Raw genomic sequence first — 12,567 nt, forward strand, 5'->3', positions numbered from 1 at the left:
TTTTCCGGGCCGATGTCCGGCGTCGGGTGTCAACAGATCGCCGCGGGTGCGGCGTTCTCCTCTCTGACAACCTGACGGAGAGGACCTGCGGGTGACGTTCGAGGAGTACGTGACGGCCAGGGGACCGGGGCTCGTGCGGCTGGCCCGGCTGCTGTGCGGGGACCCGCACCGCGCCGAGGACCTGGTGCAGGAGGTGCTCGCCAAGGCGTACGCGCGGTGGCGCAGGATCGCCGGCACCGAGCGGCCGGACCTGTACGTCCGCCAGATGCTGGTCAACCAGAACCGGTCCTGGTGGCGCCTGGGCCGCAACCGGGAGCTGACCGTGGCCGAACCGGCCCCGGCGGCGTCGGTGGCCGGGGCCGAATGCGGAGTGGTCGAGCGGGACGCGCTGTGGCGCATGGTGCTCGCCCTGCCCGAGCGGCAGCGCGCCGTGCTCGTGCTGCGCTTCTACGAGGACCTCGACGACGCGGCCATCGCGGAGATCCTCGACTGTTCGCCCGCCACGGTCCGTACCCACGCGATGCGGGCGCTGGCCCGACTCCGTGCACTCCACGCGCCGGAGCCGGCGCCCAGTACTGGAGGACAGCTGTGAACTTCGAGGACCAGATCACCGACACCCTGACCGCGCACGCGGAGGGGGAGGTCGACACGGGGGCGTTGCTGACCCGGTCGACGGCACGGGGCAGGACGCTGCGCCGGCGCCGGCACGGGGGGATCGCGCTGGCGGCCGTGGCCGTCCTCGGGGTCGGGGTGGCCGTGCCGGTCGCGCTGTGGCCCGACGGCCGGCCGGCCGCGCCGCACGGGACGTTCGCCGCCCCGTCCGCGGCACCTTCGACGTGGACGCTGGTCGGTGTCCAGCCGCCGGGACTGCCCGAGGCGACGGGCGTGCCGAACGCCGCGACCGATCCGGGGGTACTGGGCTCCGACGCCGGCCTGCTGCACCTGTCGTTCGACCCGGTGCCGCTGGCGGCCGGGCGGGCCGCCCAGGTCTCGGAGGCGTCCTGGGCCAGCCGGGCCGGCTACGAGGCCGTCACCGTCGGCCCGCTGGACGTCAGCTTCTCCGCCGGGGCGACGGCCGCCCAGCAGGAACTCGGCGAGCGGTTCACCCCGGTCGGCGAGATCACGGTGCACGGCCGGCCGGCGACCCTGCTGAAGGGCACCGGCGACGCGGCGGCCCGGTACGCGGTGCGCTGGGAGCCGGCCCCCGGGGTGCCCGTGGTCGGGGTGTCGAACAACCAGGCGACGAAGGAGGACCTGCTGGCCGCCGCCGAGGCGCTGCGGGTGGACCGGGTGCTGCGGTGCGCGCCGAGGTTCGGCAGCACGGGCCTGCCGGCGGGTGCCAGGCTCACCGGTTGCTACATCAACTCCGACGCGCGGGGGGCGACGCCCGGCGGCCAGTTGACCTACACCGGCGCGGGGGGTTCGATCCTGCAGATCCGGGACAACGAGACGATCCCTCTGGCGCAGAACGGCGACCTGAACGGCGCGTCGCCGAACACGACGGTCGCCGGCCACCCGGCCTACTGGCGCGACGGTGGGCAGCAGGGCCTGTCCGGCCAGATCCTGACCGTGACCGACTGGAACGGTCGGCAGGTCAGCGTCCTGGTCACCGGCTCCTACGGCCGGGCGGACGCCGAGCGGGCGATGGCGGCGATGACCTGGTCCTGACGTCCTGAGGGCGGCCGGGTCGGACGCACGGCCCGGTCCCGAGGTCGGGCGTCCCCGGGGACGCCCGGGCGGGGCACGGGGATACCCGGGGCGGGGCACGGGGGATATATCCGGGGCGGGGCGCGGCGGGAGCCGTCGGCCCCGCCCCGGGCATAGGCTGGGGGCATGACAGCGCTGGTCACGGCAGGGATCACCATCAGAGCGACCCCGGAGCAGGTGTACGCGGCCCTGGTCGACTGGGAGTCCCAGGGCGCCTGGATCCCGTTGACCACCGTCCGGGTCACGGAGGGCGACGGCGGGGTGGGCAGCGTGGTCGAGGCGGTCACCGGGGTGGGGCCGGCCAGCTTCGTGGACGTGATGCGGGTGGAGGCGCTGGAGCCGCCGTACACGATCAGGGTCATGCATGTCGGGAAGCTCGTGCGCGGGCCGGGGGTGTTCCGGTGCGTGCGGCGCGGGGACGGCGCGACGGACCTGGAGTGGCGTGAACGGCTCGAGCTGCCCGGAGGGAAGGCCGGGCAGCTCGGATGGCCGTTGGTCAGGCCGGGCGCGGAGGCCTCCCTGAAGTGGGGGCTGCGGCGCCTGGCGCGGCGGCTGGAATCCACCGCCTGGTAGTGCCGGGACCGCCGCCTGGTGCGGCGGCGGCCTCAGGCCGAGATGAGCGCCTGGTACGCCTCCTCGGTCAGCAGCTCGCCCGACTCGGTCACCGCGACCGTGAACAGCCAGCCCGCGCCCTGCGGGTCGGAGTTGATCAGGGACGGGTCGTCGACGACGGCCTCGTTGCGGGCCACGACGGTGCCGGTGACCGGTGCGTACAGCTCGCTGACCGACTTGGTGGACTCCAGCTCGCCACAGGTCTCGCCGGCCTTCAGCTCGGTGCCCGGCTCGGGGAGTTCGACGTAGACGATGTCGCCGAGGGCCTCCGCCGCGTACGCGGTGATGCCGACCGTGGCCGGCTCCTCGCCGGTGATCCACTCGTGCTCGGCGGTGTAGGACAGGCTCACGACGTGCTCCTTCGGTAGAACGGTAGGGGTGAGAGCTCGACAGGTTCGAGGCTGCCGCGCACGTCCACGGCCAGGGGCGCGTTGACGGTCGATACGTAGGCCATCGCGATCGGACGGCCCAGGACGGGCGAGACCGCCCCTGAGGTGACGACGCCGAGGTGCGCGCCGGTGCGCAGGTCGACGACGGGCTGGCCGGCGCGGAGTACCCGGCGGCCGGCGGAGACCAGGCCCACCAGCCGGCGGGACCGGGGCGCCTCGGCGGCGGCGGTCAGCGCGGCCCGGCCCACGAAGTCGGCGGGCTTGTCCAGTCGGACGACCCGGCCGAGCCCGGCGTCGTACGGGGTGGTGTCGCAGGTCAGCTCGTGGCCGTACAGCGGCATGCCGGCCTCCAGGCGCAGCGTGTCCCGGCAGGCCAGCCCGGCCGACCGCAGCCCGTGCGGCTCCCCGGTCGTGGTCAGCGCCCACCACACGGCGGAGGCGTGCTCGGCGGGCACGTACAGCTCGAAGCCGTCCTCGCCCGTGTACCCGGTCCGGGCCACCCACAGCGGGATCCCGTTGATCGAGCCGGGGATGACCGCGTAGTACGGCAGGCCGCCGAGGTGCGCGTCGCAGATCAGCGCGAGGATGCCGGCGGCGCTCGGGCCCTGGATCGCGATCAGCGACCGGTCGAGCCGGTCGAGGTCGGCCCGGAAGCCCGCGAGCCGCACCGACAGCGCGTCGGACACCACGCTCGTGTTCGCGGCGTTGGCGACGACCAGATAGCGGTCCTCGGCGAGCCGGTAGCAGATCAGGTCGTCGAGGATCCCGCCGTCGGACTGGCACAGCAGCGTGTACCGGGCCTGCCCCACCACCAGCTCCGACAGCCGGCCGACGAGGGCGAAGTCGAGCGCTCCGGCAGCTTCGGGCCCGTGGATCTCGAACTGGCCCATGTGCCCGAGGTCGAACAGGCCGGCGGCCTTGCGGACGGCCAGGTGCTCGGCGCTCTCGCTGCCGTACCGCAGCGGCATCCGCCAACCGGCGTAGTCGGTCAGCGTCGCGCCCAGGGCGAGGTGGTGCTCGTACAGTGCTGTGCGCACAGGAGGCTCCCAGGGTGGAGTGGGTGGGCCTCCCCCTCTGTCATCGGAACCTGAGAGCTTCACCGCCGTGGGGCGGCTTGCACCGTGGGTGAGCCTCGCGGCTGCTTTCCAGAGTTGCCTAACCCGGGCGGTAAGTGGGCCTGAGAGTGTGCGGGGAGTCTTGCTCCTTCGGCGTGACCTCGAAGGTCAGCTCTCCCGCTCGGGGTCGTCGGCGTGTGCAGTTGTGCCGTGAGACTAGGTGGCCGTGCCGACGCCGGTCAAGGCGGGTCCCAGCCAGCGGGCGAACGGCCCATTGACCGGTACCGATCGATGGGGTGAAAGTGTAGCCACCGCAACGAGAGGAGTGGTTGATGAGAAGATTCCTGGTACCGACCTTGGTGATCGCCGCGACCCTGCTGGGTGGGGTGACGCCGGCCTTCGCGGCCGGGCCGCCGACGCCGCCGCCGAGCGACCCGGGTTCGTGGAGCTACGTGCACAGCTACCCGACCGGGGGCGCGTGCGGGGACGCGGGCCGCCGCTACGTGGACTTCGGCGAGGGCACCGACTACCTGTGCGTCGGTTACGCCGGCGGCTGGGCGCTCTGGCTGAACGGGGGCTGACGGCACTTCGGGGCCTCCGCGGTCGCGGGGGCCCCGAACTCGTGCGGGTCAGGCGGACTCGGCCTCGGCGCGCAGCTTGGCCATGTCGAGGTCCTTGGCCTTCTGGAGCAGGTCGTCGAAGTCGGCCGGGCGCAGGGCGCCGGGCTCGCTGTAGACGATCGTCTTGTCGCGCACGATCATCAGCGTCGGGATCGACTGGATGTTGAACGTGGCGGCCAGCTCCTGCTGGGCCTCCGTGTCGATCTTGCCGAACACGATGCCATCGTTCTTCTCCGACGCGGCCTCGAACGTCGGGGCGAACTGGCGGCACGGGCCGCACCACTCGGCCCAGAAGTCCAGCACGACGAAGTCGTGCTCCGAGAGCAGTTCGTTGAAATTGTCCTTGGTGACTGTGATCGTCGCCACTATCGCTCCTTGGGTATGTGTGGGCGTCACTGGGAAAACGCTGGCGGGGCCGCCGCTGTTCCCCATCCGACATGTCCGTTGATCAAGAGACAAATTCGTTGAGAGCACACAGCTTGTGCGACCCTGATTCACCTCGGGATGGCTCAATGATCCCTGTCGTTATCGGACGACGGTTGGATCCCCTGGAGGGCGACATGGCTGAGTTGCATCAGTTCGCATATGGCTGGGTGAATCCGGTGATCTCATACGTGATCGCGGCGTTCGGCTGCGCGATCGGTCTGGTGTGCACGGCCAGGGCGAGGGCGGCGCGCAACGGGGCGCACCGGGAGAAGTGGCTGGTCCTGGGGGCGGTGTCCATCGGCGGCACCGGAATCTGGCCGATGCACTTCATCGCGATGCTCGGCTTCGACGTGCCGGGCACCATCGTCCGGTACGACGTGGCGCTCACCGTCGCCAGCGCCCTGATCGCCATCCTCGCCGTCGGGATCGGCCTGTTCATCGTCGGCCACGGCGGGGTGTCCCTGCTCCGGATCATCCTCGGCGGGGTCTTCACCGGCCTCGGGGTGGCCGCGATGCACTACACCGGGATGGCCGCGATGCGGATGGGCGGCTCCGTCGGCTACGACCGGGCGTACTTCGTCGCCTCCGTGCTGATCGCGATCGTCGCGTCGTCGGTGGCGCTGTGGTTCACGGTCAACGTCCAGGGCTGGGGCCCGGCCGTCATCGCCGCCCTGATCATGGGCGTGGCCGTGGTGGGCATGCACTACACGGCCATGTTCGGGGTCCAGGTGCACCTGCACCCGATGGACGGGCCGATCGACGGCGTGAGCCCGTTCCTGTTCGTCGCGCCGATCACCCTGCTGATCAGCTGCGCCCTGGTCATGCTGATCTTCAGCGTGCTGTCCCCGCCGGCGGAGGACGAGGCCGACATCGTCGCCGGGCTGTCGCCGATGATGGACACCGCCCCCGAGCGCGGCGCGGCGCTGCTGCCCCGCCGGGTGGCCCGGTCCTTCAACCGGGTGGGTGGGGCCCGCTGAGGGCGACGATGCGTGCGTTGTCAGGAACCCGGCATACAACACCGGTATGCCGGAACCCTTCCGCCTTCGCCTCCCCGCCCTCAGCGGGCCAAGACGTTAGATCAAGAGCCAGATCAAGGGCATCATCTGTTACGCCGCGTTCCTTTTTCGGCATGCGACGGCTGATCAGCCGGGTGGGCGGCCGCCGATCCGCGTCGTGAGCTGGGCGGCGGCGTGGCACACCTCGGTCGCCAGGTCCGGCCACCGTTGCCCGCACTCCGGGTCGCATTCGTGCCTGAACGTCACGCTGATCGCCGCCACCGGCCGGCCACCGTGGTCGAAACTGGCGGCGGCCACCGAGGCGAACCCGGGCGTGACGTGCCCGTCCTCCACACTCCACGCGTGCTCGGCCGCCAGTAGCCGGCGCAGCCCGGCCAGCGAGCGCGGCCCCCGCCCGGTCCGGTCCACGAACGCCGACGCCCGGGGGAACAGCGCCCGGACCTGGGGCGCCGGCAGGTGCCCGAGCAGCGCCCGGCCGGCGGCGGTCAGGGCGGCCGGCAGTCGGACCCCGATGTCGGTGACCAGGGTCTGCGGGCGTCTCGGCTGCTCCTTGAGCAGGTAGAGCGTCTCCGAGCCGTGCAGGACGCCGAGGTGCGCCGTCCGGCCGGTGGAGTCGACCAGGGCCTGGAGCAGCGGGCGGGCCAGGCGTTCGAGGGGCTCGTGCCGCAGGTAGGCGGAGCCGAGTTCGAAGGAGGCCACGCCCAGGCCGTACCGGCGCTCCTCCGGCAGGTGGGTGACGAAGCCGGCGGCGGCCAGCTCGGCCAGCAGGTGGTAGGTGGTCGACCGGGGGAGGCCCAGCTCCCTGGCCAGGGTGGCCGCCGACTGCGGGCCGGGCCGGCCGGCGAGGTGCCGCAGGAGCGCGAGGCCGTTGCGCAGGGCCGGGACATCCGTCATATGTCTGGGATACCAGACGGCATTCACTCCGAAGCCCACCGGGGTCGACGAAAAGACGATGGGATGAGGGGCATGAAGGTACTCGTCGGCCCAGCCCCCCTCACCCCCCGCGAGGTCGTCGCGGTCGCCCGGCACGGCGCGGCCGTCGAGTTGACCTCCGACGCCCTGGAAGCCCTGGCCCGCGCCCGGGTCGCCATCGAGGCGCTCGCCGAGGCCGAGACCCCCTCCTACGGGGTCTCCACCGGCTTCGGCGCGCTCGCCACCCGGCACATCGCCCCCGAACTGCGGGCCCAGCTGCAGAAGTCCCTGGTCCGGTCGCACGCGGCCGGCGCCGGACCCGAGGTCGAGGAGGAGGTGGTCCGCGCGCTGATGCTGTTGCGGCTGCACACCCTCGCCACCGGGCACACCGGCGTCCGCCCGGAGACCGCGGCGACCATGGCCGCGATGCTCAACGCGCGGATCACCCCGGTCGTGCACGAGTACGGCTCCCTCGGCTGCTCCGGCGACCTCGCCCCGCTGTCCGCCTGCGCCCTGGCGCTGATGGGCGAGGGCCAGGTCCGGGTCGACGGCGTGCTCCAGCCGGCAGCCGACGCGCTCGCCAAGGCCGGCATCACTCCGGTCGAGCTGCGGGAGAAGGAGGGCCTGGCCCTCATCAACGGCACCGACGGCATGCTCGGCATGCTGCTCCTGGCCCTGGAGGACCTGCGTGACCTCCTCGACGTCGCCGACATCACCGCCGCGATGACCATCGAGGCGCTGCTGGCCACCGACCGGGTGTTCGCCCCCGACCTGCACGCGCTGCGTCCGCACCCCGGCCAGCAGGTGTCCGCCGCCCGGCTGACCCGGATCCTCCGCGACTCGCCGATCGTCGCCAGCCACCGGGGGCCGGACTGCAACCGGGTCCAGGACGCGTACTCGCTGCGGTGCACCCCGCAGGTGCACGGCGCGGCCCGCGACACCGCCGACTACTGCGGGATCGTGGCCGGCCGCGAGCTGGCCAGCGCCGTCGACAACCCGGTGGTCCTCGACGACGGCCGGGTCGAGTCCAACGGCAACTTCCACGGCGCGCCCGTCGCCTACGCCCTGGACTTCCTCGCCATCCCGATCGCCGACGTCGCCTCGATCAGCGAACGGCGCACCGACCGGATGCTCGACGTGCACCGCTCGCACGGGCTGCCGGCGTTCCTCGCCGACGACCCGGGGGTGGACTCGGGGCACATGATCGCGCAGTACACCCAGGCGGCGATCGTCAGCGAGCTCAAGCGGCTGGCCAACCCCGCCAGCGTCGACTCGATCCCGTCGAGCGCGATGCAGGAGGACCACGTGTCCATGGGCTGGAGCGCCGCCCGCAAGCTGCGCCGGTCCGTCGACGGGCTGCGCAAGGTGCTCGCCGTCGAGTTGCTCACCGCCGCCCGGGCGCTGGACCTGCGCCAGCCGCTGCTGCCCGCCCCGGCGACCGCGGCGGCCGTGGCCGCGCTGCGCGTACACGTCGAGGGTCCCGGTCCTGACCGGCACCTGGCTCCGGAGATCGCGGCAGCCGAAGAACTCATCCTCAGCGGCACCCTGCTCGCCGTCGTCCAGAAGGAGATCGCATGACCACGCCCGGCCCCCGCACCGTGCGCGCCCCGCACGGCACCACGCTGCACGCCAAGAACTGGCAGACCGAGGCCGCGCTGCGGATGCTGCTGAACAACCTCGACCCGGACGTGGCCGAGCGCCCCGACGACCTCGTGGTCTACGGCGGCACCGGCAAGGCCGCCCGGGACTGGGCCAGCTTCGAGGCCATCGCCCGGGCACTGTCCACCCTGGAGGCCGACGAGACCCTGCTGGTCCAGTCGGGCCGGCCGGTCGGCGTGTTCCGCACCCACGAGTGGGCGCCGCGGGTCCTGATCGCCAACTCCAACCTGGTCGGCGACTGGGCCAACTGGCCGGAGTTCCGCCGGCTGGAGCAGCTCGGCCTGACCATGTACGGCCAGATGACCGCCGGCTCGTGGATCTACATCGGCACCCAGGGCATCCTCCAGGGCACCTACGAGACGTTCGCGGCCGTGGCGCACAAGCGGTTCGGCGGCACCCTCGCCGGCACGCTGACCCTGACCGGCGGCTGCGGCGGCATGGGCGGCGCGCAGCCCCTGGCGGTCACCATGAACAACGGCGTGTGCCTGGTCGTGGACGTCGACGCCGCGCGCCTGCGCCGCCGGGTCGAGACCCGCTACCTGGACACCGTCGCCGACGACCTCGACGACGCCATCGCGCAGGCCCTCGCGGCCAAGGAAACGCGGACGCCGTTGTCGATCGGCATTGTCGGCAACTGCGCGACCGTCTTCCCCGAGCTCCTCCGTCGGGGGGTACCGATCGACATCGTCACCGACCAGACCAGCGCCCACGACCCGCTGTCGTACCTCCCCGAGGGCGTCTCCGTCGAGGACGGCCCGGACTACGCGGCGAAGAAGCCCGCCGAGTTCACCGACCGGGCGCGCCAGTCGATGGCCAAGCACGTCGAGGCCATGGTCGGCTTCCAGGACGCCGGCGCCGAGGTGTTCGACTACGGCAACGCGCTGCGCGGCGAGGCCAAGCTCGGCGGGTACGAGCGCGCGTTCGACTTCCCGGGCTTCGTGCCCGCGTACATCCGGCCGCTGTTCTGCGAGGGCAAGGGTCCCTTCCGCTGGGCGGCGCTGTCCGGCGACCCGGCCGACATCGCGGCCACCGACAAGGCGATCCTCGAACTCTTCCCCGAGAACGAGTCCCTCGCCCGGTGGATCAAGCTGGCCGGCGAGAAGGTCGCCTTCCAGGGCCTGCCCGCCCGGATCTGCTGGCTCGGCTACGGCGAGCGGCACCTGGCCGGCCTCAAGTTCAACGAGATGGTCGCGTCCGGCGAGCTCAAGGCCCCGATCGTGATCGGCCGCGACCACCTGGACTGCGGCTCGGTGGCCTCCCCGCAGCGGGAGACCGAGTCGATGGCCGACGGCTCCGACGCGATCGCCGACTGGCCGATCCTCAACGCGCTGCTCAACACCGCCTCCGGCGCGACGTGGGTGTCGTTGCACCACGGCGGCGGGGTCGGCATCGGCCGGTCCATCCACGCCGGTCAGGTGGTCGTCGCCGACGGCACGGAGCTGGCCGCCCAGAAGATCGAGCGGGTGCTCACCAACGACCCGGGGATGGGCGTGATCCGGCACGTGGACGCCGGCTACTCCATCGCCGAGATCGTGGCCGAGGACAAGGGTGTGCGGATCCCGATGCGCGAGTCGGGCGACGTGCCCGCGCCGGCGCTGGGACTGTAGGGACTACCTTCCGGGGAGTCGTCGCGCGGCGATGGCTCCCCGGAGGTCCGTCCGGACGCGGCACGGGACCGGGACCCGGGCGGCCGCGCGGCGCGACGGCTGGACATCGTGAGCTGAGGAGTGGCATGCAGGTCTACTGGTGTGAGCACGCCTGGTTGCCCGACGGGCCCGCCGACGGGGTGCTGATCGTGGTCGACGACGGCCGGATCGCCTCCGTGATGGTCGACCAGCCCCCGCAGGGGGAGCGCCTGGCCGGCCTCACCCTCCCGGGTTTCGCCAACGCCCACTCGCACGCCTTCCACCGCGCCCTGCGGGGCCGGACGAAGGGCGACTCCTTCTGGAGCTGGCGGGAGGGCATGTACGCCCTCGCCGACCGGCTCACCCCCGACAGCTACCTCCGGCTCGCCAGAGCCACGTACGCCGAGATGGCCCTCGCGGGCGTCACCTCCGTCGGCGAGTTCCACTACCTGCACCACGGCCCGGGCGGTAAGCCCTACGCCGACCCGAACGCCATGGGCGAGGCCCTGATCCAGGCCGCCCGGGACGCCGGCGTCCGGCTCACCCTGCTCGACACCTGCTACCTGGCCGGCGGCATCGGTGTGGCCCCGAACGAGACCCAGCGGCGGTTCTCCGACGGGAACGCCGCCGCCTGGCAGGACCGGGTCCGGCTGCTGAAGGCCGACGGGAACACCGTGATCGGCGCGGCGATCCACTCCGTCCGCGCCGTCCCCCGCGACCAGCTGTCCGCGGTGGACACCGGCGGCCCGCTGCACGTGCACCTCTCCGAGCAGCCGGCGGAGAACGAACAGTGCCTCGCCGCCTACGGCGTGACCCCCACCGCACTGCTGCACGCGGCCGGGGTGCTCGGCCCCCGGACCAGCGCCGTGCACGCCACCCACCTGACAGCCGCGGACGTCGGGCTGCTGGGCGCGACGCGTACCACGGCGTGTTTCTGTCCGACGACCGAAGCGGACCTGGCCGACGGCATCGGCCCGGCCCGCGAACTCGCCGACGCCGGCAGCCCCCTGTCGCTCGGCAGCGACCAGCACGCCCTGATCGACCCGCTCGAAGAGGCCCGCCGGCTCGAGCACCACGACCGGCTGCGGACCGGGCAGCGCGGCCGGTTCACCGGGGCCGAGCTGGTCACGGCCCTGACGAACCACGCCAGCCTCGGCTGGGAGCACGTCGGCGTGCTCGCGCCCGGCGCGGCGGCGGACCTGGTCACGATCCGGACCGACACGGTACGCACCGCCGGCGCCGCCCCCGCCCAGCTCCTCCTCGCCGCCTCCGCCGCGGACATCTCCCGGGTCGTCGTCGGCGGGTCGACGGTCGTCCGCGACGGGGAACACGTCTCGCTCGGTAACGTAGGGCACCTGTTGCGGGACGCGATCGCGGAGGCCTTTGGTGAGTGAGCTGTGGACCGAATCCCGCGAGGTGTCGCGGTGAGTCTGCTCATCAAGAACATCGGTGAACTGTTCGACGCCGAGGGCGACGCCCTGGTCATCGAGGGCGACCGGATCGCCTGGATCGGCACCGGCGCGCCCGCCGCCGACGAGGTGTTCGACGCCGAGGGCCGCGCCGTGCTGCCCGGCTGGGTCGACAGCCACAGCCACCTCGTGTTCGCCGGGGACCGCACGGCGGAGTTCACGGCCCGGATGGCCGGCCAGCCGTACGCGGCGGGTGGCATCTCCGTCACGACGAACGCGACCCGCGCGGCCACCGACGAGGAGCTGGCGGCGAACCTGGCCCGGCACGTGGCGGAGGCCCTGGCCGGCGGCACCACGTGCCTGGAGACCAAGACCGGCTACGGGCTCAACGTCCCGGACGAGCTGCGCTCCGCCCAGGTCATCGCCGCCTCCGGGGTCGACGAGGGCACCTTCCTCGGCGCGCACCTCGTGCCGGCCGGCAGCACCGCCGACGACTACGTGAAGCTCGTCGCGGGGGAGATGCTCGACGCGGTCGCCCCCTACGTGCGCTGGGCCGACGTGTTCTGCGAGCGCGGCGCGTTCGACTACGACCAGTCCCGGTTCGTGCTGGAGGCCGCAGCTTCCCGCGGTCTGGGGCTCCGGGTGCACGGTAACCAGCTCGGCCCCGGTCCGGGCGTGCGGCTCGCCTGCGAGATGACGGCCGCGAGCGTGGACCACTGCACGTACCTGACCAGGGACGACATCGACATGCTCGCCGGGTGTGACACGGTCGCGACCCTGTTGCCGGCGTGCGACCTGTCCACCCGGCAGCCGCTGCCCGACGCGCGCGGGCTGTTGGACGCCGGGGCGACCGTGGCGCTGGCGAGCAACTGCAACCCGGGTTCGTCGTACACGTCGTCGATGGCCTTCTGCGTGACCACGGCCGTGCTCCAGATGCGGATGACCGTGCACGAGGCGGTGCGGGCCGCGACCCTCGGCGGGGCCCTCGCGCTGCGCCGGGACGACGTCGGGGTGCTGAGGGTCGGCGCCCGGGCGGACGTGCACGTGCTGGCGGCGCCGAGCGCGACGTGGCTGGCGTACCGGCCGGGGATGCCGCTCACGCACGCGGTGTGGCGCGCCGGCGTCCGCGTCGTCTGA

The 12,567-nt window shown here is 72.8% G+C and carries 13 protein-coding genes and 1 riboswitch; of the genes, 9 read left to right on the forward strand and 4 right to left on the reverse strand.

Annotated elements, in window-relative coordinates; all coding sequences use genetic code 11:
- Window positions 1-91: 91 nt before the first annotated feature.
- The 3 genes from IW245_RS35460 to IW245_RS35470 all read left to right on the forward strand — a co-directional run bounded on the left by IW245_RS35460 (window position 92) and on the right by IW245_RS35470 (window position 2,280).
- The gene (locus IW245_RS35460; RefSeq protein WP_197007460.1) at window positions 92-592 is read left to right on the forward strand and encodes a SigE family RNA polymerase sigma factor; all 501 of its coding nucleotides are present in this window, start codon (window positions 92-94) and stop codon (window positions 590-592) included.
- Entirely contained in the window at window positions 589-1,668 is a 1,080-nt protein-coding gene (locus IW245_RS35465) for a hypothetical protein (protein WP_197007461.1), read from the forward strand. Before IW245_RS35460 ends, IW245_RS35465 begins: the two co-directional genes overlap by 4 nt.
- A gap of 165 nt (window positions 1,669-1,833) precedes the next feature.
- Window positions 1,834-2,280: an SRPBCC family protein gene (locus tag IW245_RS35470; RefSeq protein ID WP_197007462.1), complete on the forward strand. Its 447-nt coding sequence runs from the start codon at window positions 1,834-1,836 to the stop codon at window positions 2,278-2,280.
- Between the two features lie 32 nt (window positions 2,281-2,312).
- On the opposite strand, the gene gcvH is transcribed toward IW245_RS35470, so the two are convergent.
- The gene (gcvH, locus tag IW245_RS35475) at window positions 2,313-2,669 is read right to left on the reverse strand and encodes a glycine cleavage system protein GcvH (RefSeq protein WP_197007463.1); all 357 of its coding nucleotides are present in this window, start codon (window positions 2,667-2,669) and stop codon (window positions 2,313-2,315) included.
- On the reverse strand, window positions 2,666-3,745 hold the full coding sequence (gene gcvT, locus IW245_RS35480; protein ID WP_197007464.1) for a glycine cleavage system aminomethyltransferase GcvT: 1,080 nt from the start codon (window positions 3,743-3,745) through the stop codon (window positions 2,666-2,668). The genes gcvH and gcvT overlap by 4 nt, the downstream gene beginning before the upstream one ends.
- 118 nt (window positions 3,746-3,863) lie before the next feature.
- Window positions 3,864-3,953, reverse strand: a riboswitch (glycine riboswitch).
- A 142-nt stretch (window positions 3,954-4,095) separates the two neighbouring features.
- On the opposite strand from gcvT, the gene IW245_RS35485 reads away from it, so the two are divergent.
- The gene (locus IW245_RS35485; RefSeq protein ID WP_197007465.1) at window positions 4,096-4,344 is read left to right on the forward strand and encodes a hypothetical protein; all 249 of its coding nucleotides are present in this window, start codon (window positions 4,096-4,098) and stop codon (window positions 4,342-4,344) included.
- 48 nt (window positions 4,345-4,392) lie between these two features.
- On the opposite strand, the gene trxA is transcribed toward IW245_RS35485, so the two are convergent.
- Window positions 4,393-4,749: a thioredoxin gene (gene trxA / locus IW245_RS35490; protein ID WP_197007466.1), complete on the reverse strand. Its 357-nt coding sequence runs from the start codon at window positions 4,747-4,749 to the stop codon at window positions 4,393-4,395.
- A gap of 236 nt (window positions 4,750-4,985) precedes the next feature.
- Here trxA and IW245_RS35495 point away from each other — a divergent pair, with 236 nt between their 5' ends.
- Complete coding sequence (locus tag IW245_RS35495) at window positions 4,986-5,786, forward strand: MHYT domain-containing protein (RefSeq protein WP_197007467.1); 801 nt, start codon at window positions 4,986-4,988, stop codon at window positions 5,784-5,786.
- Window positions 5,787-5,951: 165 nt separating this feature from the next.
- Here IW245_RS35495 and IW245_RS35500 read toward each other — a convergent pair whose 3' ends face one another.
- Entirely contained in the window at window positions 5,952-6,719 is a 768-nt protein-coding gene (locus IW245_RS35500; RefSeq protein ID WP_197007468.1) for an IclR family transcriptional regulator, read from the reverse strand.
- A gap of 72 nt (window positions 6,720-6,791) precedes the next feature.
- Between IW245_RS35500 and hutH the strand changes: the two genes are divergently transcribed.
- The 4 genes from hutH to hutI all read left to right on the forward strand — a co-directional run bounded on the left by hutH (window position 6,792) and on the right by hutI (window position 12,567).
- Window positions 6,792-8,315 (forward strand): histidine ammonia-lyase, encoded by a 1,524-nt coding sequence (gene hutH / locus IW245_RS35505; RefSeq protein WP_372445287.1) that lies wholly within the window; start codon window positions 6,792-6,794, stop codon window positions 8,313-8,315.
- On the forward strand, window positions 8,312-10,003 hold the full coding sequence (gene hutU, locus IW245_RS35510; RefSeq protein ID WP_197007470.1) for a urocanate hydratase: 1,692 nt from the start codon (window positions 8,312-8,314) through the stop codon (window positions 10,001-10,003). Before hutH ends, hutU begins: the two co-directional genes overlap by 4 nt.
- 125 nt (window positions 10,004-10,128) lie before the next feature.
- Entirely contained in the window at window positions 10,129-11,415 is a 1,287-nt protein-coding gene (locus IW245_RS35515) for a formimidoylglutamate deiminase (RefSeq protein ID WP_197007471.1), read from the forward strand.
- Between the two features lie 30 nt (window positions 11,416-11,445).
- Complete coding sequence (gene hutI, locus IW245_RS35520) at window positions 11,446-12,567, forward strand: imidazolonepropionase (RefSeq protein ID WP_197007472.1); 1,122 nt, start codon at window positions 11,446-11,448, stop codon at window positions 12,565-12,567.

It is taken from the genome of Longispora fulva (genome assembly GCF_015751905.1).
GTDB classification, from domain to species: Bacteria; Actinomycetota; Actinomycetes; order Mycobacteriales; family Micromonosporaceae; genus Longispora; species Longispora fulva.